Source organism: Planctomycetota bacterium (genome assembly GCA_035384565.1).
In the GTDB taxonomy this organism is placed as follows: Bacteria; Planctomycetota; PUPC01; order DSUN01; family DSUN01; genus DAOOIT01.
In genome coordinates this window covers 30,263-56,093 of sequence record DAOOIT010000034.1, presented here as the reverse complement: position 1 = coordinate 56,093, position 25,831 = coordinate 30,263, and the positions used below count along the sequence as shown (strand labels likewise).

At 68.7% G+C, this 25,831-nt stretch carries 16 protein-coding genes; 8 read left to right on the top strand and 8 right to left on the bottom strand.

The features are described 5' to 3' along the window. Positions 1-68 precede the first annotated feature (68 nt). From PLE19_13810 to PLE19_13790, 5 genes are all read left to right on the top strand, one after another. Positions 69-1,031, top strand: a complete 963-nt coding sequence (locus PLE19_13810) for a DUF362 domain-containing protein (protein HPD16024.1) — start codon at positions 69-71, stop codon at positions 1,029-1,031. Beyond that, positions 1,031-3,487 (top strand): 4Fe-4S binding protein, encoded by a 2,457-nt coding sequence (locus PLE19_13805; GenBank protein ID HPD16023.1) that lies wholly within the window; start codon positions 1,031-1,033, stop codon positions 3,485-3,487. The genes PLE19_13810 and PLE19_13805 overlap by 1 nt, the downstream gene beginning before the upstream one ends. Positions 3,488-3,584: 97 nt before the next feature. After that, on the top strand, positions 3,585-5,990 hold the full coding sequence (locus tag PLE19_13800; protein HPD16022.1) for a terpene cyclase/mutase family protein: 2,406 nt from the start codon (positions 3,585-3,587) through the stop codon (positions 5,988-5,990). Between the two features lie 136 nt (positions 5,991-6,126). Further along, positions 6,127-6,732 (top strand): DUF4416 family protein, encoded by a 606-nt coding sequence (locus PLE19_13795; protein ID HPD16021.1) that lies wholly within the window; start codon positions 6,127-6,129, stop codon positions 6,730-6,732. Further along, positions 6,729-9,878: an alpha-amylase family glycosyl hydrolase gene (locus PLE19_13790; protein HPD16020.1), complete on the top strand. Its 3,150-nt coding sequence runs from the start codon at positions 6,729-6,731 to the stop codon at positions 9,876-9,878. Before PLE19_13795 ends, PLE19_13790 begins: the two co-directional genes overlap by 4 nt. Positions 9,879-9,975: 97 nt before the next feature. Here PLE19_13790 and PLE19_13785 read toward each other — a convergent pair whose 3' ends face one another. Both PLE19_13785 and PLE19_13780 read right to left on the bottom strand, forming a co-directional pair. Beyond that, positions 9,976-10,707 (bottom strand): hypothetical protein, encoded by a 732-nt coding sequence (locus PLE19_13785; GenBank protein ID HPD16019.1) that lies wholly within the window; start codon positions 10,705-10,707, stop codon positions 9,976-9,978. An 87-nt stretch (positions 10,708-10,794) separates the two neighbouring features. Continuing rightward, the gene (locus tag PLE19_13780; protein ID HPD16018.1) at positions 10,795-13,560 is read right to left on the bottom strand and encodes a valine--tRNA ligase; all 2,766 of its coding nucleotides are present in this window, start codon (positions 13,558-13,560) and stop codon (positions 10,795-10,797) included. A gap of 360 nt (positions 13,561-13,920) precedes the next feature. Here PLE19_13780 and trpS point away from each other — a divergent pair, with 360 nt between their 5' ends. Together trpS and PLE19_13770 are read left to right on the top strand one after the other, a co-directional pair. Further along, on the top strand, positions 13,921-14,898 hold the full coding sequence (trpS, locus tag PLE19_13775) for a tryptophan--tRNA ligase (protein ID HPD16017.1): 978 nt from the start codon (positions 13,921-13,923) through the stop codon (positions 14,896-14,898). Between the two features lie 258 nt (positions 14,899-15,156). Continuing rightward, positions 15,157-15,372 (top strand): hypothetical protein, encoded by a 216-nt coding sequence (locus tag PLE19_13770; GenBank protein HPD16016.1) that lies wholly within the window; start codon positions 15,157-15,159, stop codon positions 15,370-15,372. 14 nt (positions 15,373-15,386) lie between these two features. Here PLE19_13770 and recJ read toward each other — a convergent pair whose 3' ends face one another. The 5 genes from recJ to PLE19_13745 all read right to left on the bottom strand — a co-directional run bounded on the left by recJ (position 15,387) and on the right by PLE19_13745 (position 23,058). Continuing rightward, positions 15,387-17,147, bottom strand: a complete 1,761-nt coding sequence (gene recJ / locus PLE19_13765) for a single-stranded-DNA-specific exonuclease RecJ (protein HPD16015.1) — start codon at positions 17,145-17,147, stop codon at positions 15,387-15,389. Positions 17,148-17,874: 727 nt separating this feature from the next. Continuing rightward, a complete protein-coding gene (locus tag PLE19_13760) occupies positions 17,875-20,748 on the bottom strand; it encodes a hypothetical protein (GenBank protein HPD16014.1) in 2,874 nt (957 codons plus the stop codon). Then, entirely contained in the window at positions 20,745-22,070 is a 1,326-nt protein-coding gene (locus tag PLE19_13755; protein HPD16013.1) for a hypothetical protein, read from the bottom strand. Before PLE19_13755 ends, PLE19_13760 begins: the two co-directional genes overlap by 4 nt. Continuing rightward, on the bottom strand, positions 22,063-22,668 hold the full coding sequence (locus tag PLE19_13750; GenBank protein HPD16012.1) for a DUF3786 domain-containing protein: 606 nt from the start codon (positions 22,666-22,668) through the stop codon (positions 22,063-22,065). The genes PLE19_13755 and PLE19_13750 overlap by 8 nt, the downstream gene beginning before the upstream one ends. 21 nt (positions 22,669-22,689) lie before the next feature. After that, positions 22,690-23,058, bottom strand: a complete 369-nt coding sequence (locus tag PLE19_13745) for a response regulator (protein HPD16011.1) — start codon at positions 23,056-23,058, stop codon at positions 22,690-22,692. Between the two features lie 183 nt (positions 23,059-23,241). On the opposite strand from PLE19_13745, the gene PLE19_13740 reads away from it, so the two are divergent. Then, entirely contained in the window at positions 23,242-24,696 is a 1,455-nt protein-coding gene (locus PLE19_13740; GenBank protein ID HPD16010.1) for an MATE family efflux transporter, read from the top strand. Between the two features lie 11 nt (positions 24,697-24,707). On the opposite strand, the gene PLE19_13735 is transcribed toward PLE19_13740, so the two are convergent. Then, on the bottom strand, positions 24,708-25,682 hold the full coding sequence (locus PLE19_13735) for an alpha/beta fold hydrolase (protein ID HPD16009.1): 975 nt from the start codon (positions 25,680-25,682) through the stop codon (positions 24,708-24,710). Positions 25,683-25,831: the final 149 nt, after the last annotated feature.

Genomic DNA, 25,831 nt, shown 5'->3' with positions numbered 1-25,831 from the left:
GCTGGTTGACAGCGCACGGCGGCATCTGCTATCTTACAGTCTCCTGGCGAGGGGGGTGGAGGCCGGCGATGAAGGCCGAGATGACGCGCCGAGGTTTCGTGGTGGGCACCGCGAGCGTGGCCGGGGCCACCTTCGGGCTGGGGCTCTGGCGGCGCTCGCGCCGCGTGAACCGCCTGCTCAAGGCGCCCGCTCCCCACCAACTCCGCCTCGGGCCGGGCAAGGTCATCGTGGCCAAAGGCCCGATGCCGGCGGAGAACGTCCGCCGCGCCCTCGAGGCTGCCGGCGGCCTGAAAGCCCTCGTCACCGGCAGGCAGACCGTGGTGATCAAACCGAACATGGCCTGGGATCTCCCTCCCGAGACAGGCGCCAATGCCAACCCCGCCACCGTGGCCGCCGTGGTGCGGCTGTGCCGCGAGGCCAGCCCGGACGCGCGCGTCATCGTCTTCGATCGCACCATGTCCCGCGACCCCTCCGGCCCCTACCGCACCAGCGGCATCGCCGACGCTGTCCGGCAGGCCGGCGGCACGGTGCATTATGTGGACGAGAGCCGCTTCCACGAGGTGCCGATCCCCGATGCCTTCGCCCTGAAGGCGTGGCCCTTCTACGAACTCGTGCTGTTCCAGGACCAGGTGGATGTGCTGATCAACCTGCCTGCGGCAAAGACCCACAGCACCTCGGGCCTCACGCTGGGCATGAAGAACGCCTTCGGCATGGTGGGCGGCGAACGCGGCCAGCTCCACCAGCAGATTCACGAGAAGATCGCCGACCTCCACCGCGTGGTGAAGGTGGACCTCACGATCCTCGACGCCACCCGCGTGATGTTCCGCAACGGGCCGAACAGCCCCAGGCGTTCCGACGTGGATGAGTCGCCCGAGCGCGCGCAGCGCATCATCGTGGGCACCGACCCCGTGGCCGTGGACGCCTACGCGGCCCGCGAGTTGTTCGGGCGCGACCCGGCCGATGTGGGGTTCATCCGCCGCGGCGCCGAAGCCGGCCTGGGCGATCTGAAATTCACGGTCAGAGAGGCCTGATGAGCACGCTGCGGCGCATCACCCAGGTCGTGACTTTCCTTGCCTTCGTGGTGCTCCTGGTGCATGCGGCCAGCCTGCTGGGGGCGCCGCTGGCCCGCCTTGTGCCGCCCGACGCCGTGCTGCGCTTGAGCCCGCTGGCGGCGTTGGCCACGATGCTGGGGGCAGGGGACTTCATTGTCCGCTATGTGCCGGCCCTTGTGTTGCTCGTCCTGGCGGTGCTCTTCGGGCGCTTCTTCTGCGGCTGGGTCTGCCCGCTCGGCAGCACGATTGATGCGTGTGACGCCACGCTCGCGATGGTGCGGAAAGGGCGCAAACCCGCCTTCTACGACGGGCGCAGGCTGAAATACTACCTGCTCGCCTTCGTGCTCGTGGGCGCGGCCCTGGGCGTCAGTGCATCGGGCTGGCTGGACCCGCTCAGCATCGCCACCCGCAGCTACGGCCTGGCCATCGTGCCCTATGTGGCGTGGCTGAGCAACGGCGTGGGGCTGACGCTCCAGGACCTGCCCGCCGGCGCACTCGGCGACTGGTGGGCAAGGGGCTCGCGTGCCGTGCTCGCCGATAGCAGCGTGCCCACCTACAGCCAGCAGGCCCTCTTCTTCGGCCTCTTCGTGGCACTTGTCGGAATGGGCGTGTGGTATCGCCGCTACTGGTGCCGCAATCTCTGTCCGCTCGGAGCGCTGTTGGGGGCCGCCGGCCTCAAGCCGTTGCTCCGCCGTTCGGTGAGCGAAGAGTGCATCTCGTGCCGGAAGTGCGAGCGCATCTGCCCGATGGACTGCATCACGGATCAGGGCAAGGGCACGCGAAGCGGCGAGTGCATCCTGTGCCTTCGGTGCCAGGAGGCATGCCCTGTGGATGCCATCCGCTTCCTTCGTCGCCAGCCGAAGGAGCAGGACGTGGCGGTGGACCTCACGAAGCGGGGCTTCGTGGCCACGATGGCGGCCACGGTGGCCGCGCTGCCGTTCCTGCGCATCAACCCCGCTCGACATGGCGCCAAAGGCCGGCTGCCGCTCCTGCGGCCGCCCGGCGCGCGGCCGGAGGACGAGTTTCTCGCCCGCTGCGTGCGCTGCGGCGAGTGCATGCGCGTGTGCCCCACACGGGCGCTTCAGCCATCGGCCCTGGAGGCGGGCCTCGAGGGGCTGTGGACCCCGCGCCTTGTGCCTCGCCTGGGCTACTGCGTCTACACCTGCACCTCCTGCGGCCAGGTGTGCCCGTCGCAGGCCATCGAGCAGCTCACGCTGGAGCAGAAGCGCACCCGCGCCCTGGGCAAGGCGAAGTTCGATATGAGCCGCTGCATCCCGTGGCGCGGCCACGCCCGCTACCGCGAGGGCCTGACCGAGTGGAAGGACTGCAACTGCGGCACCTGCGAGGAGGCCTGCCCCGTGCCGGGCAAGGCGATCCGCTACAACCGCTTCGTCGGCAAGGTCGGCGGCAAGGAGATCGTCATTGACCGGCCCTACGTGGTCGAGGACCTCTGCGTGGGCTGCGGGTTCTGCGAGAACGTCTGCCCGGTCGCAGGCGAAGCGGCCATTCGCGTCGAGGGGCCGGCCGACACGGCCCGCGTGGCGGCCGAAGAGCCGGCCGCCGTGGTCCGGGCAGTGGACCCCAAGAGCGTTCTCGCGCCCAGAGTGGATGCGTGGGAGCTGGAGGGCGACGTGCGCCTCTACGTCGGGCCGAATGGCCTGTTCGAGTATATCAACGGCGCCGGCGAGCCGTACCTCACCTATGCCTTCGTACAGGTGGCGGCGGCCAAGTACAAGCAGGGCCGGCTGGAGGTGAATGCCGACCTGTGGTACTTCGCAAGCCCCGAGGAGGCGTTCGGCGCGTACAGCCGCGACTGCTCGGCGGGCGCCCGGACGCTCGAGAAGCTCGGCAACGGCGGTGCCTCGGGCGAAGGCGAGGTGTGGGCGTGGAACGGCGCTCACTACCTGCACCTCGTGAGCCTGGGCCAGAAGCCTGCCTCGCGCGAGGACCTGGTGGGGCTCGCCAAAGCCCTGCTCGCGCGAATGCCCGAGGGCGCGGCCAAGCTGCCCTCCGTGGTCACCGCGCTGCCGCTCGCGGCGCGTCAGCCGACCAGCGTCCACTACTTCCACCACGAGTTGGCCGCGCCCGACGTGCTTCCGGCCGACCTCACGGGGCCGAAGGGCCTGGCCCTCGCGCCCGGCATCCCCGCCGCCTTTGCCCGCTACGCTCGCGACGGCAAGCCGAGCCACCAGATCCTGGTAGTCGAGTATGCGACACCCGCCGCTGCCGAAGCCGCGCTCCAGCGTTGTGTGGAGCTCTACGCCCCCAAGGCCGTGCCTGGGAAGCAGGGTGGGCCCCAGGTGTACGGGGCCGCGCCCGACAACTTCGTGTCATTCCTGCTGGCGGGCGACCGCGTGGGCCTGGTTCTCAAGGCGGCGAGCGCCGACGCCGCAACAGGGGCCATTGAGGAACTGAGGAAGACGCTGGCCCAGTGACTCGCGCCAAAAGGCGTGAATTGCACCCCGCCAGTTCGTATAATGGGGGAGGCCGGGGGCTGGCCGCTCAGGGACCCCGGTGCGCAAGGGCTAGCCTGTGCCGACCTTCAGGGAAAAGCTCGCCAACACAGCCCGCCGAACCCCCTGGTGGGGCCTCTCGCTCCTCGTCCACGCCATCGTGATCTTCATCCTCATGAACTGGAAGATCAACGTTCGCGTGCGCGAAGAGATCATCGCCACCATACACGTCGTCAGCATCCGTCCGCCCGAGCCGGTTCGTCCGCCTGTGGATATCTCGACGCACGTGTCGCCCGAGCCGCCCGCCATCGAGCCGCCGCTCGAGCGCCACACGTTCAAGCCGCTGGAGGATGCGCCGGCCATAGCAGAGGCCGAGAAGGCGAGCGCCCGCGTCGTAGCGGTGGAGGGCGGGCCATTCGCCGCGCGCACGCCGGGGGGCAGGCAGGCCATTGTGGAGGGGGGCGGCGGCGCCACGCCCGGCTCCGAGAACGCCGTCGAACTCGGCCTTCTGTGGCTCTCGCGCAAGCAGCTTCCCACGGGCGGCTGGCGCACCGACAGCGAGGGCGCGCGGTGGGCCGATCCCGGCATCTCGGGCCTGGCTACCCTGGCCTTCCTCGGCGCCGGCTACACCCACAAGCGGGGCAAGTTCCTCCGCGTGGTGGATAGCGCGCTCGGCTATCTTCGGAGCCAGCAGGACCGCGAGGGCTGCATTGCCCTCACCCACGAGGGCAAGCGCCCCGGCGGCTACATGTACTGCCATGCGATGGCCACCCTGGCGCTGGTCGAAGCCTACGGGATGACTCAGGACCTGCGCCTCCAGGAGCCGGCCCAGCGGGCCATTGACTTCATCTGCAAGAGCCAGAACTCGACCGGCGGCTGGCGCTACTACCACAACTCCCCGGACGGCGACTCCTCGATCAGCGGCTGGATGGTCATGGCGCTGCGGCTTGCGACGCTGGTGGGCCTCGACGTCCCGCCCAAGGCGCTTGGCGAGGCCCGCCGCTTCTTCGACTCGGTCACCGACAAGCAGGAGGGGAAGACCTTCTACCTCGGCAGGCTCCCGATGGGAGTCGCCCTCCACGCCGTCGGCCTCCTGTGCCACCAGTACCTGGGCATGGCGGGCGACGACCCGTACATCGAGCGCGCCGGCGCCGTCATCAACGCCAACCCGCCCAAGTGGGTCGAGCGCGACGCCGACATGCCCATCCCTCTCGACAAGATGGCCCTCTTCACCAGCACCAACAACTACTACTTCTGGTACTACGCCAACCTCGCGCTGCACCAGCGCCGCAGCGCGGCCTGGGAGAAGTGGCACCCGCAGGTCCGCGACCTGCTTGTCAAGATCCAGGATCGCGACGGCGACAAGGAGGGGAGCTGGCCGCCCCTCACCTACGGCGGCAGCGTGGGCGGCCGCGTCTACACGACCGCGCTGGCCATCCTCTGCCTCGAAGTCTACTACCGCTACTCGCCCTTGTACCGCGAGAAGGTGGATGAGGTGCTCGCGGCCTACGGCGACGCCCTCGCCGCCTACAACCACTTCGCGCGCCTGGCCGACAAGACTACCTCCGAGGCCCGGGAGAAGCGCTCGGCGGCCATCGAGAAGCTCTCCCGCTTCCTCACCGTCTCCGAATCCAAGCCCGAGCCGAATCCCAAGAACGCCGAGGGCACCGCGCAGCGCCGCGGCCAGGCCGCCCTGATGCTCGTGCGCCTCCACCGCGCCGGAGAGAACCTGCACGAGGCCATCGCCCTCCTCAAGACCTTCCCCGAGCGCTTCCCCGGCGTCGTGTCGCCCGAGGAACTGGTCCGCCTGCTGGCCGACCTCCATCGCGCGCTCGCCCAGAAGTTCGCCGATGCCGGCGACGCCGAGAATGCGAAGAAGGCCACCACCATTGCCCTCAACCTCTACTATCCCGTGGTCATCAAGGCCCTCGGCAAGGACCCGCCCCTCGAGCTCTGGCTCGCCAACGGCTTCTACGAGCGCGAGGATTGGCGGAAGGCCCTCGACCTCTACAAGCCGCAGGTCGAGAAGGCGGACCTTCGCCGCCTCGACCCCAAGAGCGAGGAGGGCAAGATCGTCGTCGGCGTCTACGACCGGCTGGTGAAATGCTGCATCAACCTCCGCATGTACGCCAACGCTCTCCAATATCTTGAACAGATGGAGAAGCTGGTGGGCACCTCGCTCGACCTGCTGCGGCAGCGGGCCGACCTTCATCGCCTGCGCAAAGACTACGTCGGCGCGCGACGCATTTACGACACGATTCTTCGTGGAGTGCCCGAATACTCCAAGGAGTGGTGGGAGACGAAGTACGAACAGCTCTTCATGATCTACCTCGACAACCGCTCCGACTTCGTGGTGAAGAGCATCCTCAAGCTCCAGATCTCCCACCCCGACCTGGGCGGCGAGGCCCTGAAGCCGCGCTTCCTCGACCTCTTGAGCCGCGCGCAGAACGGCAAGCCGCAGGCGAGGGTCCCGCCCGCGCCGTGATAGAACGGCTTCTCGTCCCTGCGCTCCGCGTGGGGACGCCGGCTTCGGACGCTCCGCGTCCCTGTCTCCTCATTCGCGTCCTTTCGCGTGTTTCGCGGGAGGGATTGCTTTGGGCGACATCCGGCCCCCGAAACCGATGAAACTGTTGGTGGGCATGCTCGCCGGACGGGCCGAGTGGTTCGACGCCGCCGAGCGCCTTCTGGCCGACACCTTCGGCCCCAGCGACCTCGCCAGCCCCCTCATCCCCTTCACCTTCACCGACTACTACGAGCCCGAGATGGGGCCGGGCCTGCTCCGCAAGTTCGTCACCCACGAGCGCCTTGTGAATCCCGGCGACCTCGCCGACATCAAGGTGCGCACCAACGAGTTGGAGGGCCAACTTGCCCGCGAGTTGGGCGCACCCGTGCCGCGCCCCGTCAACCTCGACCCCGGCCTCCTCGACGGCTCGAAGCTGCTCCTAGCCACCACCAAGGACTACGTTCACCGCATCTACATCGGCAAGGGCATCTACGCCGAGATTACGCTTACCTACAAGAAGGGGGGCTTCGCGCCCACGCCGTGGACCTATCGTGACTACGCCACTGAGCCGTATCTGGCTTTCTTCGCCAGGGCCCGCGCCCGCTATCTTGAGCAGCTCAAAGCACAACCCCACACACGTCCCACACGTCCCACACGTCCCACAAGTTCCGCGGGACCAGTGGGACCCGTGGGACAAGTGGGACAGGTGGAGCCGCACCCATGAAACGCCTCGCCACCCTCCTTCTGATGGCTACTTCTTTCGCCCCTGCCGCCTCGTTCACCTTCCAGCACGGGCCGCTCTCGCTGGCCTTCGACGAGGCCACGGGCGCGCTCGTGCGCCTGACGCGCGGGGACGAGGTTCTCGCCGAGGCCGATGCCAGTCGTCACCCCATCTCCTTTGGCGTCGGCGAGTACCAGAAGACCACCTGGGCCGAGCAGCTCAAGCCCGGCCGCAAGCTCCTCAAGCGCGAGCAGCCCGCGCCCGACACGCTGGAACTGACCATCTCCGTCGGCGACTACGAGGTCGTCGAACGCTACAAGCTTCACGCCGACCTCCCGAGGGTAGACCGCTCGGCGACGCTGACGAATCGCGGCAAGGAGACGGTGAAACTGCGGGCATTCACCTTTCGCACTCCGGGCATCAAGGCCACGCCCGACGGCTTCTATCGCTTCCCCAAGCACTGGCCGCCGCACAGCTACCCCTTTGCGGCGATGAAGCCGGGCGTCAGCCACAGCAGCGGCCTTTCCATCGCCCCGCTCCTCGCGCAGCTCACGCCGAAGCGCTCCCTCCTCTTCGCCGCCTGCTCCGACGACTCCTCCCACGTCCGCGTCGAAGAAAGCACCGGGCAGTTCGATGTCGTTCAAGGCGTCGGCGCCGCCGGCTACCTCCGCCCCAACGTCCCCCAGCACATCGGCTTCGTGACCATGCAGGCCGTTGACGCCGCCTACTGGGACGCCCTGCCGATGCTCTGGGACTGGTTTGACAGCGTGGGAGTGAAAGTGCCCGCCGACAGGCCCGAATGGCTCCACGGCGCAGTCCTCTATTCCTTCCATCCTGGCGGGACGATTGGGAGCAACTGGACCGATCTCGGCGGCTTCAAGGCAGCGACCGAATACTTGCTGCCCACGCTCCCGAAGCTCGGCGTCACTGCAATCTGGATTCTCCCCGTCGAATACAAGAGCCCTTATTGGCCGCTCGACTACTACCGCTTCCAGGACGGCCTCGGCACCGCCGAGGAGTTCCGCGCCCTGGTCAAGCGCGCGCACGAGTTGGGCCTGAAAGTGCTCCTCGACCTCGTGCCCCACGGCGGCGCGCCCAACGCCGTCCACAACCAGCAGCACCCCGAGTTCATGCTCCGCCGCGAGGACGGCTCGACCCTCACCTACTGGCTCAACGACTTCGCCCGCCCCGACTGGCAGGACTACATCGCCCACGTCGCCGCACACTACGTCCGCGAATACGACGTGGACGGCTATCGCATTGACGCCTGCTACGGCAGCAAGGAGTACAACTGGGACCCCGCCATCCCCTACGCGAGGGCGAGCCACGCCGGCCTCAAGGGCGGCCTCGAGATGGTCAAGCGCATCCGCGACGAGGTCAAGAAGCTCAAGCCCAAGGACGGCGCGGTCCTCGCCGAGGTCGAGAGTCCCCGCCACGCCGGCGTGAGCGACTTCCAATACGACTTTGGCCTCGCATTCACCGTCCTCCACGCCTGGCGCCACATGCCCGCCGCCGAGTTTGTGCCCCTGCTCCAGGAATACCTGGAGGAGCAGAAATACATCAACCCGCGTGGCACCATCTTCCTTCGGCACATCGAGAGCCACGACACCCTGCGTGCCCAGGGCTGGTATGGCGTCGAGGGGATGCGTGCCCTCTACGCCCTCACCGCCTGGATTGACGGCGTGCCGATGGTCTATCAACGGATGGAACGAGGTCATGGCCCTGTCTTCCGGCGGATCAACGAAACTCGACGGGCCTGCGCCGAGCTGTCGCGAGGCGAAGCATCATATCGAGCCGTAGACTGCGGAGCTGCCGGCGTGTTCACCTCTCTCCGGCGCAGCCCCAACAGGACAAGTGTGGTCTTCGTGAATCTCAACCGCAGCGACACCAGAATGCACATTGACTACTCGCCCATCAACCAAGGTCGCCTCCTGGGACCTCTGGAGTATGACTTGTTCAGTGCCGGACCAGGTGGTGGCGGCTGGGGTTGGGGGATTCGCCCCGCTGACACATCGCTGCCCCCCCAAGTCGTGAAGGGTCGCATCGGGTTCCCTGACGCTACTGAGTGGGGCGTGCACACCATCGAGGGACTTCTGCGGGACAGCGCAGGCTTCCCCGATCAGCCCGCGCACGTGCAGAAGCGATCCTCGATCTACTGGCGGCCACAGAACGTGGGAGTCCTTTGGGAGAACGAGTCCGCTCCTCTTCACCCGGAGAAGACATCCGTCGTGGTAAAGTGGCGTGGTCGGTGGTCAGGTGTCGGGTTCCAGGCACTTCTGCCAGAGAACGTGCAGCTTCTCGACCGTCTGGATGGCGCGCCTGGCCTGTCTCTTGTAGGCCTCGATGGACTTGCGGTAAGACGCGAAGAGGATTGTCCAGGCATTATCCTGACAGGCAGGCCTGCAAAACTGTGCGGCGCGGACCTCTCCTGCGTCGGGCCGGACTACATCGTGAGCAACAGGCACTTCACCTGCGTCCTGCGGCGGCAGGCGGGGGTGATTCGGGAGCTGTTTGTGGGCGACAAGGTGGTGGCGAAGGAGCACGATCTGTATGGCGACCAGGAGTTCTTCAAGCCGCACGAGTCGCCGCGCATCGCGGCGAGCAACGACGTGGAATCGGGCATCCGCATCTGGAAGGCCGACGACGGGCTGCACCTGGCGTTCGAGGGACAGCTCCGCGGCTTCGGGCGCTTCGAGCTTCGGCGTCCGCCGCTCTGGTATCGCACCGAATACGTCTTCACCGACAAGCCGGCCTTCAAGCAGAAATGGGCCTTCCGCTCCGAGAAGGCGTTCAAGGACAAGTCCGCCTTCCTCGCGGCCATCGTGCAACTGCCCGAGGCCGACCGCTTCCGCTTCTCTAACCTCCCGCAGGTTGCGAACCCGCGGGAGGTTACGGAGGATGTAGTGGGGGAGGGCGGCGCCCGCCGCGGCCAGACCAGCGGCGGCCCGGCTCCCGACCGCATCGAGTTCCTCAAGGAGGGCAAGCCGCTGTTCAGCCTCAACGGCCTCAAGACGCCCGAGGGCGCGAAGCCCAGTGTCTTCGTCCACGGGCGGCAGTTCTTTGTTGCCCTGCTGGACGGCAAGGGGTCTGCGATGGACGAAGGGCGCTGGTACGAGTTCGAGGCCGAGTGGAACGTGGCCCCAAGGTGAGGAAGCATCTCACCCAGCCTCACTCCGAGCGGGACCCGCCCTGGGTGCGGCCTAAGGGCTACGATGGGGGCGACGGGGCTGGTCCCGTGCCGCCGGCTCAGTGCCGGCGCATCTGGCCGATCTTCTCGAGCTGGTCGGGCAAGAGGCCGGCGCGCATCCTGTCCATCAGGTCTTCTTGCCGCTGCTGATAGACGTTGCGCTTGCTGAGTTCCTCGACCTCTTTCTCGGCCTTCTCGATGGCCGCGATGTCGAGCTTGTCGGCGCGGCGCAGCTCGGCGAGCCGTTCGCGGGCATCAGCCGCCTCATCGTCCATCTTTGCGTACTTCTCGAAGACGGGCACGAGCAGGTTCGAGATGTCTTCGACCTGCGCCTCGGTGAGCTTGAGCCAGGTCTGGTAGCCGCGCAGCCAGGCCTTGGCCTGCTCGAGGTACCGCTGCTGGTCGAGGGCCTTGCGCTGCTCGGGGGTGAGGACGGCGTCGTAGATCTTCTGGAGGCGCGTGGTGGAGAAGGCTCGGACCTCCTGGCTGAGACGGGAGACTTCGGCGTTGGCCGCGGCAGCGGCTTCGCTGGCGGCCTTGAGCTGGGCGTCGAGCTTGGCCCGTTCCTTCTCGAGATCGCGGCGCAACTCGGCGATCTTCTGGATCTGCTCGTCGCTGAGGCCGAGTTTGCGCTGCTGCTCGACCGAGAGTTCGACCGGCGGCTGGCCGTAGGGGTAGCCGTACTGGTATTGATATTGGGACGGCTGGCCCAGCCGCCACTGGCCTTCCCCGCCCGCGGCCACACGGCCCGCGAGCGCCAACGCCGCGGCGAGTATCCACAGGTTCCGCATCGCCGACCTCCTTGTGCCCAAGAGACGTCCGCCTCTCAGCCAACCACTCCCCTTTTTGTACAACGCCCCCGCGCGGTTGTCAAGAGGTCACAGGAGTTCGGCCAGGTTGGCCTCGAGGCGGGCGATCTCCTCGCGGAGGCGGGCGTTCTGCTCGCGCTCCTTGGCCACGACCTCGTGGGGCGCGCGCTCGACGAAGTTGGCGTTGGCGAGCTTGCGTTCGGAGCCTTCGAGAAAGCCCCGGGTCTTGGCGAGCTGGTCGCCCAGGCGCTTGCGCTCGGCGTCGAAGTCAATCACGCCCTCGAGCGGCACGTAGACCTCCATGCCGGCGAGCACGGCGGCGGCCGCGTGCGGCGGCTTGGGCAGGCCGAGGCCGATGTCGAGGGCGTCGAGGGCCGCCTGGTCGCACACGACGGCGCGGTTGGCCTCCAGGCCGGGCAGCGGGGCGGCGTCGGCGAGCGAGATTACGGCGCGCAGGCGGGGCGAGCGGTCGGCGAGGCGCATCTTCTTGCGGATGGCGCGGATGGCGCGGATGATCTCCTGGACCTGGGTGAACGTGGCCTCGCACGCGGCGTCGAGCCAGCGCCCGTCGGGCTGGGGCCAGGGGGCGATCATCACGCTGGGCGCGGCGGGCGTGCGCTCGGCGGGCAGCGTGCCGCGGGCGGGCAGCAGCTTGCCCAGGTGCTGCCAGATCTCCTCGGTGATGAAGGGCGCGAAGGGGTGCAGCAGGCGCAGCGCGCCGTCGAGCACGTGCGATACGACGCTCTGGGCGGCGAAGCGAGAGGCTCTGGCCTCGGGCGCGGCGTTGCGGATGCGTGGCTTGATGGCCTCGAGATACCAGTCGCACAGCTCGTGCCAGATGAACTCGTAGAGGGCCATTGCTGCCTCGTTGAAGTTGAACCGCTCGAGGGCGTCGGTCACCGTGGCGGTCACGCGGCTCAGGCGGCTGAGGATCCAGCGGTCCTCGAGGGACAGGTCGTCGGACGCGTAGGACCCGTCGGACAGGTCGGACAGGTCGGACGATTCGGCCAGGTTGGTGAGGACGAGGCGCGAGGCGTTCCACAGTTTGTTGGCGAAGTTGCGCCCGATGGCCACCTTGTCGTGCGAGTAATAGGCGTCCTGCCCGCTGGCGGTGATGAGGATGATCGAGAAGCGGAGCGCGTCGGCGCCGAACTCGTTCATCACGTCGAGCGGGTCGGGCGAGTTGCCGAGGCTCTTGGACATCTTGCGCCCCTGGTCGTCGCGCACGATGCCGTGGAGGTAGACGTCGGTGAAGGGGATGGCGTCGAGGAACTCGAGGCCGGCCATGATCATGCGGGCGACCCAGAAGCCCAGGATGTCGGGGCCGGTCACCAGGGTGCTGGTCGGGTAGAAGTACCGGAGGTCGGGCGTGTCGTCGGGCCAGCCCAGGGTCGAGAAGGGCCAGAGCCACGAACTGAACCAGGTGTCGAGCACGTCCTCGTCCTGGAGGAAGTTCGTGCCGCCGCACTGGGGACACTTGTCGGGCCGCGCGGCGGAGACGACGGGGCGGCCGCCCACGCCGTAGGGCGGCTCGGGCGGCCGGGTCGCTGGGTCAAGCTTCGGGTCGGGGCAGTCCTGGCAGTACCAGGCGGGGATTCGATGGCCCCACCAGAGTTGGCGGCTGATCGGCCAGTCGGGCACGGTGTCAATCCAGTGGTAGTACATGGTCTCCCAGCGCGGGGGCCAGAAGCGCACGCTCTTGTCCTCGGCCACCTTGCGGGCGCGCTCCGCGAGGGGCTTCATGCGTACGAACCACTGGAGCGAGATGTAGGGCTCGACGATGCTGTCGCAGCGGTAGCAGTGGCCGACCTCGTGCTGGTGGGGTTCGTGCTTCTCGAGCAGGCCGAGGGCCTGGAGGTCGGCCACCACACGTTTGCGGCATTCGAAGCGGTCGAGGCCCGCATAGGGGCCGGCCTCGGCGCTCATCGAGCCGTCGGGCGCGATCACGCAGGGCGCGGCTAGGCCGTGGCGGCGGCCGATAGCGAAGTCGTTCGGGTCGTGGGCCGGTGTGATCTTGAGCGCGCCGGTGCCGAACTCCTTGTCCACGTACTCATCGGCGATGATAGGGATTTCGCGGTTCATCAGGGGCAGGACCACGGTCTTGCCGATGAGGCCCTGGTAGCGGGGGTCGTGGGGGTTGACGGCGACGGCGGTGTCGCCGAGCATGGTCTCGGGCCGCGTGGTGGCCACGGTGACCCCGCCGGTGCCGCGCTTGAACGGGTAGCGGATCCACCACAGGCCGCCCTGAAGGGTGCGGTGGTCTACCTCGTCGTTCGAGAGCGCCGTGCGGTGGAAGGGGCACCAGTTGATCATGAAGCGGTCGCGGTAGACGAGGCCCTTGTTATAGAGGCGCACGAAGACCTCGAGCACGGCGCGGGAGAGGCCCTCGTCCATGGTGAAGCGCTCGCGGCGCCAGTCGAGCGAGGCGCCCAGGCGGCGGAGCTGTTCGTTGATCGTCGCCAGGTGCTTGGCCTTCACCTGCCAGACGCGCTCGACGAACTTCTCGCGGCCGAGGGCGTGGCGGCTGGTGCCCTCGGTGTCGAGCAGGCGCTCGACCACGCTCTGGGTGGCGATGCCCGCGTGGTCGGTGCCGGGCTGCCAGAGGGCGTTGTAGCCCTGCATCCGCCGCCAGCGGGTCAGGATGTCCTGGAACGTGTTGTTCAGCACGTGGCCCAGGTGGAGCACGCCCGTGACGTTGGGCGGCGGGATGACGATGGTGTAGGGCTTGCGGGCTGGGTCGGGGTCGGCGTTGAAGTAGCCGCGCTCCTCCCAGAAGCGATACCACCGTTGCTCCACGGCGGCGGGGTCATAGCGGGTAGGTAGATTGAGTTCCATCGGGTCGCTCCGGGCAGAAAGCCATTGCGGATTGCGGATCTGGGATTGCGGAATGTGGAAGCGGGGATAGCCGCGATCACCGGGCGCTCACCGGCCCGGGTCGCGGCGGCGAACGCCGACAGCGCTCTGTCCGTAGGAGAACTGCGTTTCGTTCGACATAGGCATGCCACCAGTCAGAAATCGGCACCGACTATGGTAGCATTTGGCGGCGGGCAAGTCAAGAATTGACAGTTCTGCCCCGCCTCTGCTATCATCCTGTCCAATCGAGGCGTAGCCGCAAGCGTCCTGCTTGCGGTGTTCCCCGGGTCTTCGACAAGCGGGGTGCTTGTCGCTACGTTGGCGGGGCCAAAGGAGAAGGCATTGGCCAGGCGGCTGTTCAGCGGCATTCAGCCCAGCGGCGGCATACACATCGGGAATTACCTGGGGGCGATCCGGAACTGGGTGGCCCTCATCCCCGAGTTCGAGTGCATCTACTGCGTGGTGGACTATCATGCGATCACGGTGCCCTACGAGCCATCGGAGATGCAAGGCCGCATCCTGGAGGCCGCGGCGGTGAACATCGCGTGCGGCATTGACCCCGAGCGCTGCACGCTGTTCGTGCAGAGCCACGTGCCCGAGCACACGGAACTGGCCTGGATTCTGAACACGGTGACGCCCATCGGCGAGTTGTTCCGGATGACGCAGTTCAAGGACAAGTCGGCGCAGTTCGAGGGCAGCGTGAACGCGGGGCTGCTGAACTACCCGGTGCTGATGGCGGCCGACATTCTGCTCTACAAAGGCGAGGTGGTGCCGGTGGGCGAGGACCAGGTGCAGCACCTGGAGCTCTCGCGCGAGATCACGCGGCGGTTCAACGCGCGCTTCGGGGAGATCTTCCCCGAGCCGCAGCCGCGGCTGACCGCGGCCGCCCGGGTGATGGGCCTCGACGACCCGACGAAGAAGATGAGCAAGTCGGTCGGCAACACCATCGGCCTGCTCGAGGACCCCCAGAGCATCTGGGAGAAGGTGCGCACGGCGGTGACCGACCCTGCCCGCGTGCGGCGCACCGACCCCGGCGAGCCGACGAAGTGCAACATCTTCGCGCTGCACGGCTACTTTTCGCCGCCCGAGGACATCGAGCGGGTGGCGGCGGGCTGCCGCGGGGCCACCATCGGCTGCATCGAGTGCAAGAAGTTGATGTACGGCCACATGATGGCGGTGCTCAATCCCATCCGCGAACGAGCCCAGGCCCTGCTCGCGCAACCCGAGCGGGTGTGGGACGCCCTGCGCCGCGGGGCCGAGCACTGCCGCGCCATCGCGAGGGGCACGATGGCCGAGGTTCGCAGGGCGATGGGACTGTAGTGTTCACGTCCGATACACCGGCCTGATTCCCGTTCGCTTTTCCAGACACGGCGGCGCCTGCCGCCCCGCGGGCACGCGGGCGCTCCGGGGCGCTGGGCTCGCCGTAAGCCTGCCTCCGCTCTTCGCTTGTGGCGAGCGGGCTGTGGGGCTTCCCTGCTTGCGGCTTTCGGCACGCAGATTGCTCGCTCAGAGGACTGAAGCGTGCGGCCCGTCCGTGCGTCCAAAGAGATGGAGGACAGAGAGCCGGAGAGCACCACGATGAACGCCACTTGCCACATCGAGACGGGAGCCGAGCCTCTGGCCGTGCGCCCCTCGCTTCACATCCCGTGCGAGGTGCAGCCGCGCGCCGCGCCGTTGCGGGTCGCGATCCAGCGGGTGGAGCTCAGCGCGGAGGCCGAAGAGGCGCTGCGTGAGCGCGCCTGCCTGCACCGCCTGGCCGCGGCGTGGAGGCGGTTGCGGGAGCTGATGGGCTGACTCTCGCGCGCAGCTCACGCGCGGAGCCGCAGGTCGCAGAGGTCCAGTTCCACTTCGCTCAGCCCACGGAAGTCGTTGATCTTCGGCGTGAAGGCGATGTCGCACACCACGTCGCCCGTGGCGAGGAGGGGGTAGAGGTGCCCCATGTGGAAGCCCACGGCGCGCAGGCTGTGGCCGCCCTGCTCGACGTAGAAGCTGATGTGGTTGGCCTGGCTGCCCATGAGCTGCGGCTGGCCGGCCACCCTGACCTCGGAGCAGGCGAGCACCGGCGGCTCGTTGCCCTCCCCGTGGGGCGCCAGGCGCTCGAGGTCGCGCACGAGGTCGTGAGTCACGGCGGGCAAGAGCACCTCGGCATCAATCTCCAGCACGCCGCAGGGCACCCAACCATCGAGGCAGCGGCTCACTTCGGCCTCGAAGAGCTCGCGGAAGCGCTCGAGGTTTCCGCGCAGCACCCTCAGGCCGGCGGCCTGGCTGTGGCCGCCGTAGCTCAGCAGAGCCTCTTCGCAAGCCCCCACGGCCTCGAAGAGGTTGAGGTGCGGCACCGAGCGGGCCGAGCCGCGCGCGACGTCGCCGTCCAGCGACAGGAGCACGGTGGGGCGGCAGAACTCCTCGGCCAGTTTGGCGGCCACGATGCCGACCACGCCGGCGTGCCAGCCCTCGTCGGCCAGCACGATGGTCCTGCGCCCCTCCAGGCCGTGGCCTTCGAGGCGCCGCCGCGCGTCGCTGAGGATGGAGTTCTGGATCCGCTGGCGCTCGCGGTTCTTGCTGTCCAGCTCGCGCGCGATCTCGGCGGCGCGCTCGGGCGAATTGCTGGTGAGCAGTTCCACGCACAGGCCGGCCTGGGCCAGGCGGCCGGCCGCGTTGAGGCGGGGCCCGATGCCGAAGGAGATGTCGCGCGGCGTGAGCGGCTTGTCGCCCACGCAGGCCTGTCGCACGAGCGCGGCGATGCCGGGGCTGGCCGAGCGCCGGAGGGCGTGCAGCCCGTAGATTGCGAAGATGCGGTTCTCGCCCAGGAGCGGCACCACGTCGGCCACGGTGCCGATCGCCACGAGCCCGATGGCGTCGAGCAGGAAGCGGCGGAACTCGTCGCTCACCCGCTTGCCGGGGCTGAAGCTCTGGGCCAGCGCCCAGGCGAGCTTGAAGGCCACGCCCACGCCCGACAGGTCGCGGAAGGGGTACAGGCTGCCCGTGAGCTTGGGGTTCACCACGGCGCACGCCCGCGGCACCGTGTGCGGCGGCTCGTGATGGTCGGTGATGATGACGTCCACTCCCAGCTTCCGCGCCAGCTCCACCTCGGCCGCGCCACTCGTCCCGCAGTCCACCGTGACGATCAGTTTCACGCCCTGAGCCGCCGCCGCCTCCACGGCCTCGGCGTGCAGGCCGTAGCCCTCCTCCACGCGGTGCGGAATGTAGTGCGGGACCTCGATGCCGAAGAGCCGCAGGAACTCGATGAGCAGCGAGATGGAGGTTACCCCATCGGCGTCGTAGTCGCCATAGACGAGGATGCGTTCGCCGGCTCCGATGGCCTTGCGCAGGCGCGCCACCGCCCGGTCCATGTCCGGCAGGAGCCCGGGGTCGTACAGGCCGTTCAGGTCGGGCGCCAGGAAGCCCCTGGCCGCCTCGGGCTCCCGCACGCCGCGGTTCACCAGCAGGTGCGCGGTGAGCGGCGACACGCCGAGCTCCTCGACCAGGCGGTCGCGCTGTCGCTCGTCGCAATCGCGGAAGACCCACCGCTTGTCGGTCAGGCTCAGTTGTCGCGCCACGGCTGTTGGCACGTCCGCTTCACCGGTTCGGTCGCCTCATGCATGACATCCGGCGCCCCTATCCCTTGTGGGCGCAACACGCAACAATGCATCATAGCGTGGGCTGAGGCCGGATGCAAGGCCAAATCCGCGAGCGGCGAGCGGCAGTGTGGCCCCTGTCCCTGGCCGCCCTCGGCACGGAGGCATCCAGGGCCTGCCCGTTGCTCGCCTGCATCACCCATGTGATGGCGAAGGGGAGGCGATGGGCGGGAACGGCCGCGGAAGGCTCCGGATCATTCGGGCGCCATACTTGCTCAACCGAGAGGGGAGGAAATTGAGCAAGTATGGGCGGAAAGGCCGTAGAACCGCTCGGATCGCCAAAGCGCCATACTTGCTCAACCCAGAGGGGGAGGAACTTGAGCAAGTATGGGTGGCAAGGCCGTAGAACCGCCCGGATCGCCAAAGCGCCATACTTGCTCAACCCAGAGGGGGAGGAACTTGAGCAAGTATGGGTGGCAAGGCCGTAGAACCGCCCGGATCGCCAAAGCGCCATACTTGTTCACCTGCGAGGGAGGGGAGAATGAGCAAGTATGGGCGGGAGGGCCCCCGAACCGCTCGGATCGCCCGAGCTTCATGCTGGCTCGCCTCTCGGCGGCGGCAGAGCCGACCGCGAGGGGGGCGGTGCGCCGGGGTCACAGGTCTCTGGCGACCAGTGAGGGCGCGGGCGCCGGAATCGGGGGGCATGCTCTCCGATCGGGGGTCAGCGCGGGTCCAGGAGCAGCACCTCGCCCTCCTCAAGGCGCGGGAGGGTGACGCGGATGCCGTCCGGCGTCTTGGTGGCGGGCAGTGGCTGATTGAGCCAGGCGGCGGTGACGCCCGCGGCGTCGCCCGCCCCGCGAATCGTGATGGTGAGGTTTTCGCAGGGGACGAGTTCGCGGCCCTTGTAGGCCCAGTTCATCAGGACCACGGCGCCCTTGCCCGTGGTCCCGTTGCGCACGAGGATGCCCTCGACAAGCGGCTGCGAGGCGGCGACGACTGGCTTTGTGGCCTGGAGCGCCGGCTCCGCCACGGCCTGGCGAAGGCCGGGGCCGAAATCGAGCGACATGTCGAAGTCGTCGCGGTGCACGCGGGCGGCGTACTCCAACCCTGTGAAGAGCCCGACCACGAGCGCCTGTCCCTTGCCGAAGACGCGGCGGGTGGCCGCGACCGCGCCGTCGGCGTACTTCGCCAGTACCTCGGTCCCTTCGCCCGGCTCGAGCGGCTCGCGGCCGACGACGGGCCTGAGCCCGGCCTCGAACGCCCCCTTGCCGCTCACCGCAGCCGCATCGGGGGCGAGCTTCATGTCCCTGAACGTGCCCAGGCCCGTCGCCCCGTAGCGGCGCACTTCGCACCAGAGCTCGGCCGCTCTGCGGGTCTTCAGCCCGAGAACGGGCTGTAGCATCTCGAGCGGCTGGTTGGCCTCGTCGAAGGCGAGGCCGCCGGCGCTGGTGACGAGCGTGCCGCCGGCCTTCACCCAGTCGGCCAGCTTCGCGGAGGCCGAGCGCTTGAGATGGCTGCCGCTGACGTAGATGACCTTGTAGCGGCTCAGGTCGTCGGTCGCCAGCATCTCCTCGTCGAGCGGGTCCACGGGCACGTGGGCGTGCTGGAGGGCGGTGTAGACCCACTTGCCGTTCTCCCAGTCGGCGGCGCTGCCCCAGTATTCGGAGGAGAGGGGACGGACGACGGCCACCTCGGCGGGCACGGCCCAGGTGCCGCCGTAGAGCACGTCCTCGGCCGCGGCGATGAGGCGCGCCGCCTTGCTCACGAGCACCAGGTCGTCGGGGCGCTGCGAGAAGCTGTCGCCCTTCGAGTAGTCGGGGCCGTAGGTGTACCAGAAGAGCATGGTCGCGCCGCGAGCGAGGGCGGCGAGGGCGCGCTGGATGGGCGCGCCGCGGTGGGGCTTGACGTAGATGCCGAACCGCTTGCCCATGCGTTCGCTCACCACGCGGCCCACGTCGCACAGGTAGCTGTCCCACTGCCACACGCGCGGGTCGCGGTTCGAGGTCTCATAGACGAAGGCGTTGTCGGCGTGGCGGTAGAAGTCGAAGAAGTCGAGGCTGTGGCCGCCCATCAGGAAGTTGTTGCCGCGGAGGGCGAAGGAGTAGACCCAAGGCTGGGCCGGAGCGGTGGGCGGGACGTCCCCGTCCCGCGTGTCGGGGCGCGGGGGCCCGCCGCCGACTTTGGGATCAACCGCCACCAGCGTCTTGCGCTTGGCCTCGTTGGCCTTGTCGCAGGCGTCGCGGAAGGGGGTGAAGAGGCGCGCCGAGGCATAGCAGTTGAACCGCCGCGAGAGATACGTGAGCAGGCCCCAGCCACGCTCGGGCAGCCACGGCTCCTTGGGCAACTGCACGGGCCAGTCGGCGGGCGGGGCGTAGGCATTCGGGCGAATCTCCGACCAGTCCCGTGCGCCGAAATCGGCGAGGGTCAAGCCCTGGCCCTTGACGAACTCGCGGAAGCCCTCGATGCAGCGTGGGCAGACGGATTGGTGGCCCTTGCCCTCGGGCGCGGCGTCGAACACGCTGCCGATCTCGTCCACGGTCAGCGGCCACACCTCGTCCACGCGCGGCTTGAGGGCGGCCTCGAGCGCGTGCTGGAAGCTCTCGGCGGCGCGCTTCGGCACGTCGGGATGATGGGGGCAGCCGGCGCCCTCGGGCACGTTGGTGGGCGCGCCGCCCCGTTCGGGCCGCCGCACGGCCGGCACGGGGTAGCCCGCGCCGTGCTGCTCGCGGATGCGGGCGAAGTCGGCGGCGATGCCTTCGCGCCGATCAATGGCCTCGAAGATGTATGGCGCGGCGCCGCGGAGGCCCGTGAGGCCCAGTTGCCGCAGGGCGCGAAGCTCGGCCTCGACGATGGCGCGGTTGGTGTGGCGGATGCCGTAGCCCACGCCCTCGCCGTAGCCGCCGAGGTCGGTGAGGATGCCGAAGCGCTTCGGCACGGGCCGCTTCGCCCAGGGCAGGGCCTCCAGCATCGCCAGCCGCCGCTGCGCGTACTCGCTCAGGCCGCACAGTTCGTCGGTGAACTCCCTGCTCTCCGGCGTCACGTCGCCGCCGAGCCGGTAGAGGGGCAGCACGAGGCCCACCGTGGCCCCTTCGGGCCCCGTCTCGGTGAGGCGCTTGACGACCTTGCCCCTGTAGCTGAACTCGAACTCGACTGCGGCGCCCTTGAGCGCCCGCGAGTCGGTCTTCAGCCCCTCGAGCATGAAGGTGACGAACGCCTTGCCGCCGATCTTGAGGGACGCGACGGAGATGCTGGGCGACCAGGCGCCCCGTTTGAGGTAGAGGTAGCGGAACGCCTTGTCCTCGACGACCACGGCCTCCTTGGCGATCGGCTCGCCCACCTCGTCGAGCTGGGCGTCGCCCCCTTTCGGCTCTTCGCCGGGCTTGAGGGTTGGGGCCTTGGGCGCGCCGTAGGTGAGCGCGGTCAGCTCGCCGCGTGTCACCGAGCCGCCGAGTCCCTCGCCGCCCCACCGCCACTGGATGCGGACCGGGACGTCGGGCGTGAGCGCGGTCACCCGCGCGCGGAAGGTCAACTCCTTCGGCACCTCGCCCGCGGCGGCGAGGGCAGCCGCAAACAGGGTAAACAGCAGGCGGTTCACGGTTGCCGCTCCGACTCGGGAATGTGGATGACCGTCAAAGCACAGGCGTCCCAGATGAGCTGCCGGCCCTTCATCGCGCCGAAGCTGCCGTTCCAGGTGACGTACACCTTGTCGCCCTGGGGGTCCACCGCCAGGCTGAACGTGCCCACCGGGATGTAGCCGAGCTTGTCCTTGAGGAACGGGTAGAGGAAGGCGACGACCTTGTGGGCCTTGGTGCGGACGTCGAACTGCACCAGGGGCGCGCCGTCGCGCTCAGCGCCGCCACTGGCCCCCGGCACATAGTAGAGGTAGCGGCCGCTCGGGTCGGCGTCCAACGACGCCACATAGTTCTGCCCCGCGATGACAGCGGAGCCGAGTCCCTCGATCTGGCCGGCCTTGGGGTTCACGCGCCAGATCATGGCGTCGCCCTCCTGGGCGACTGTGTAGAGGCAACCGTCGGGCGTCTCCTGGGTGGCCGAACGCAGCCCGATCTCGACGCCTGGCCTCGTGATCTTGCCTGTGGCCGGGTCGTAGCAGTGGAGCGGCCCCTGCGTGCCGGGCACGAAGTAGACGCGTCCCGTGGACGCGGCGAGGAGGAGGGCGCGGGTGGGGCCGTTGTCGGCGGTGCAAAGCAGGCGTTTCGCCTTGAGGTCATAGGCGAAGAACTTCGCGGCATCGCCCTTGCCGTCGGAGGGCACCGCGCCGCCATAGAAGACGAGCCTCTTGGGATCAAGCACGCTGCAAGGGATCGCGTGCATTGGGACTGGGGCATGGACGACGACCTCGGTCTTGCCCGTGGGCGGATGGCAACGGAGGATCCAGTCGCCCTGGTAGGCGGCCTGGCCTTCGGGGCCGCGGCAGGTGGCGAAGTAGAGCCAGCCGTCGTTGCCGAGGTCGAGCCGACTGCTGATCCTGCCGGGCGAGTAATGGCCTGCGGGGACGGCAAGCGCCGCGCGCACGTCAGCGATCTGCCGGAGCACCCTGGCCCTCGTGTCGTACTCGTAAACGTAACAGTTCGCGTTGCAGTCGCCGAGGGACGTGTAGTACTTGCCGTCGGCGGCCAGGCCGTCGCCCCAGCACGACCACGGGTTGCCGCGGTAGGTCTGGCAGGGGAAGTAAGCAAAGTCCACCGTTGGCGGGGCCTTGGCGATCCGCACGTCGCCCAGCAGCGTCATCAGCGGCGGGGCGCGGAGGAGTTCGGGCGAGGTGAACGTGGCGATGGCCCTGCCGCCGGGCAGGCGCGGAGGGAAGCGCGCCTCGCCGGCCTGCGACACTCCGCCGCACGCGCAGCAAAGCGCTGCCAGCCACCGCACGAGCACCGCCGAGGTCCGCCGCTCACGCATGAGCCTCTCCCGCCGCAATCAGCAGCTTGGCGAGCACGCGGCAAAGCACCCACAGGGCATCGAGGGGCAGTTGACGGTGCGCCCGCTTGTCCAGCAGGAACTTCGCCCTGGCCGGAAACTCATCGTCGGCGGCCCACAAGATGACGACCGCCGGCACGCGGGGGAGAAAGCGGAACTCGTACGCCGCATCGCCCATGGCCACCGGGCGGCCGCCCAGCGCCGCCGCGGCCGCGCGGAAGGCCTCCAGGCGGGTGCCGAAGGCTTCCTCGATGCCCGCCGTGGGAACAGGGTGCGGCCCGCGGAAGAAGAAGTCGCCATACGGCAGACTCTTCGGGTCCGCCCATTCTCCGGCCGGCTCCTCCTGCTGGGCCGTGAGGAGGTATTGCACGCACAGGAGCATCGGCTCCCAGGCGGCGGCCCATGGGGCGCCCTCGGCGCGTTTCTCAGAGGGCAGCACGCGGAGCTGGGCATTCAGGAGCGGCACCAGGTAGGCCCGCTGCTCGGCGTGATAGGCGACCGCGGCGCGGCGCGACACTTCTGCGGGGTCAGCAGCCGCCAGCCGCCGCCAGAGCTCTTGTGTGGGGTCTTGTCGTTCCATCGCCCGCCGTCCGCAGAGCCATCAGGCCTCAGGTGCCCCGAGGATCTTGCGCACGGTTGAAGCGAGTTGCGCGAAGTCCACCGGCTTGTCCAGAAAGGCGGCAACGTTGTTCAGCACGATGTCGGGGTCGTTCTTATAGGCGCTGAGCCCGGAGCAGACGATGATCGGCAGCTTGGGGAAGCGCCGGCGCACGGCCCGCAGCAGCTCGATGCCGTTGACGTTCGGCATATGCAGGTCCATGGTCATCAGGTCGGGGGCGTCTGTGGCCATCACCTCCTGGGCTCTGGCTGCCGAGGTGAAGCCCGAGACGCGGTACCCCTCGGCCCGGAGCGCCTCGCTGACCGATGTGACCATGTCCTGCTCATCGTCCACCACGATCACGTGCTTCATCTTGCTGCTCCTCCAGCGCCTGCACGGCCCTCAGCCACGGCGACATTAGACCACGCCCCCGCCGCCGAGTCAAACCGGCTTGCCAGCGCGATTGGCGATTGACAGCCTCGGCGGTTGCTGGTAGGCTTCTGGAAAGCAGGCGACTCGACCCTTCGTGGCCCACGGCCCTCGTTTGGACAAACGGTGCACCCCCCGGCAACTCCCCTCCGCGAACGCGGCATCACGGCGGCCTGGCGCGACCTGTGCGAGGTGATGGGCATCTCGGCGCCCGTGATCGTGGCCATGGCCTCGCATACCGTGATGGGGCTGATCGACACCCTGATGCTCTCGAAGTACGGGGCGCGCGAGCTGGCCGCGGTGAGCCCCGCGGGTTCGGCCGTGTTTGCGTTCCTGGCCTTCATCATGGGCACGGGCAATTGCGCCAGCACGTTCGTGGCGCAGAGCATGGGCCGGGGCGAGCCCGAGGAGTGCGCACGCTATACGTGGCAGGCTATCTACTTCGGGCTGTTCGCCCAGGCCGTGGTGCTGCCGCTGATCGCGGGCGCGCCGCTGCTCTTCGCGGCCTTCGGGCACGCGCCCGAGGTTCAGCGGCTGGAGAGCTCGTACTTCCGCATCGTGCTGGCCCATGCGGCCGCCACGGGGGCCTACGCGGCGCTGGCGTCGTTCTTCCAGGGGATCAGCCGGCCCGGCGTGCCCATGTGGGCCGCGCTGGTGGCCAACGGCTTCAACGTGCTGGCCGACTACGCGCTGATCTTCGGCAAGCTGGGCTGCCCCGAGCTGGGCATCCGCGGCGCGGCCCTGGCCACCACCCTGGCGAGTTACCTCCAGGCCGGCCTGCTGCTCGCCGCGTTCCTGTGGGCGCCCGTGCACGAGCAGTTTCGGAGCCGGCACCACTGGCGCTTGGACCGGGCGCGCCTGCGGGCCTTCCTGCACGTCGGCTCGGCCGCGGGCCTGAGCTTCATGCTGGACGTGGCGAGCTGGGCCATCTTCGTCAATCTCCTCATCGGGCGACTTGGCGAGCACGTGATGGCGGCCAACAGCGTGACCGGCTCAATCATGAGCCTGTCGTTCATGCCCGCCGTGGGGATCAACAAGGGCGTGCAGGTGCTCGTGGGGCAGTACATCGGGCGGCGCGACATTCACGGGGCCAAGCGCCGCGCCTATCTGGGCATCGGGGTGGCCGTGGCCTACATGACGGCGATGGGCGTTCTGTTCTTCGTCTTCCGCCGCGAGATATTCCTCCTCTTCCGCCGCGAGGAGGCCATCGTCGAGGCCGGCAGCACGATGCTCGTTCTCGCCGCCATTTTCCAGGCGTTCGATGCCGTGGGCATCGTGGTCACAGGGGCGCTGCGGGGCGCGGGCGACACACGCGTGCCTGCCCTCATCACCATCGCGTCGGGTTGGGGCGTGCTCATTCCGCTCGGTTATGCGCTCACGTTCCCGGCCGGCCTGGGCTACGTGGGCGCCTGGAGCGCCGCGGCGGTCCAGATCGCGCTCGTGGGGCTGGTGCTGCTATGGCGCTTCGCGAGCGAGGCGTGGCGGAAGATAGACATCTTCCAGGGGGCCGGCAGCCCAGCGGTCGCCCAGCCGGACGAGGGCGTGGGGGACTCGCCAGACCTGAATGCTCAGGGCCGCTGAAGCCTGCCGGGCTACAGCCCCAGCATGAACTGATAGATGCGGTCGGCCATCCCCGGCAACCCCTCGTGGCCGAAGTCGGGGTAGATGGCCATCGTCTTCGGCGACGTGATCTTGTTGTAGGCGGCGAACTGGCTGGAGGGGGGGCAGATGGTGTCCATGAGGCCGATGGCCCAGAGCACGTCGGCGCGGATGCGCGGGGCGAGGTGCTGGATGTCCACGTAGCCCAGCGTCTCGAACACGCGGTCCTCGCGCTCGTGGCGCGGGTCGAACAGGCGGAAGAACTCGCGCAGTTCGGCGTAGGCGTCCTTCGCCTGGTCCATCTCCCACACGCGCTTGTAGTCGCTCAGGAAGGGGAACACGGGCGCGGCGCGGCGCACGCGCGGCTCGAGGGCCACGCAGGCCACGGTGAGCGCGCCGCCCTGGCTGCCGCCGGTGGCGCCCACGCGGGCCGGGTCCACGTCGGGCATCGCCATCACGAGGCGGGCGAGTTGGGCGCAGTCGAGGTAGATCTGGCGGAAGAGCAGCTTCTCGGGCTGGCCGCGGAGTGCGTCGTCGAGGCCGCGGATGATGTGGCCGCGGAGCGTGTTGCCGCTCACCCCGCCCTTGTCCTCGGACCGCCCGCCCTGGCCACGGGCGTCGAGGGCCGCCACGGTGTAGCCCTGGGCCACGTAGCCCAGCTTGTCCCACCAGTCGCCCGAGTTGCCCGAGTAGCCGTGGAACAGCAGCACGGCGGGGTGCGGCTTGGGCGCGCTCTTCGGGCGCAGCAGCTTGGCGTAGACCCGCGCGCCGCCCACGCCGGTGAAGTGCAGGTCGAAGCACTCGGCGAACGGCGCCTGGAACTCGGCGGGCGTGAGCGTCACCTGCGGGTCGAGCGCGTGCATCTCGGCCAGAGCCCGGTCCCAGTAGGCATCGAAGTCGGCGGGGCGCGGGTTGATGCCCTGATAGGTCTTCAGACGTTCCAGTGGGAAGTCAAACGTCAGTGGCATGACGGCCTCCTTCTTACTCCTGGGTCGCCCCGACGCTCCGCATGGGGGCGACAACTGGGACGCTCTGCGTCCGTGCCTGTGACCGCGGAGCGGTCGAAGCTGCCTCCCCACGCAGGGCGTAGGGGCGAGAAGCGACCGGGGAGTATATG

Excerpts from the sequence above, each read along its gene's own strand:
- PLE19_13750 (HPD16012.1), bottom strand. The coding sequence starts at position 22,668 with ATGGAACGACAAGACCCCACACAAGAGCTCTGGCGGCGGCTGGCGGCT.
- PLE19_13745 (HPD16011.1), bottom strand. The coding sequence starts at position 23,058 with ATGAAGCACGTGATCGTGGTGGACGATGAGCAGGACATGGTCACATCG.
- PLE19_13790 (HPD16020.1), top strand. The coding sequence starts at position 6,729 with ATGAAACGCCTCGCCACCCTCCTTCTGATGGCTACTTCTTTCGCCCCT.
- PLE19_13785 (HPD16019.1), bottom strand. The coding sequence starts at position 10,707 with ATGCGGAACCTGTGGATACTCGCCGCGGCGTTGGCGCTCGCGGGCCGT.
- PLE19_13780 (HPD16018.1), bottom strand. The coding sequence starts at position 13,560 with ATGGAACTCAATCTACCTACCCGCTATGACCCCGCCGCCGTGGAGCAA.
- PLE19_13810 (HPD16024.1), top strand. The coding sequence starts at position 69 with ATGAAGGCCGAGATGACGCGCCGAGGTTTCGTGGTGGGCACCGCGAGC.
- PLE19_13770 (HPD16016.1), top strand. The coding sequence starts at position 15,157 with ATGAACGCCACTTGCCACATCGAGACGGGAGCCGAGCCTCTGGCCGTG.
- PLE19_13735 (HPD16009.1), bottom strand. The coding sequence starts at position 25,682 with ATGCCACTGACGTTTGACTTCCCACTGGAACGTCTGAAGACCTATCAG.
- PLE19_13755 (HPD16013.1), bottom strand. The coding sequence starts at position 22,070 with ATGCGTGAGCGGCGGACCTCGGCGGTGCTCGTGCGGTGGCTGGCAGCG.
- PLE19_13805 (HPD16023.1), top strand. The coding sequence starts at position 1,031 with ATGAGCACGCTGCGGCGCATCACCCAGGTCGTGACTTTCCTTGCCTTC.
- PLE19_13795 (HPD16021.1), top strand. The coding sequence starts at position 6,127 with ATGAAACTGTTGGTGGGCATGCTCGCCGGACGGGCCGAGTGGTTCGAC.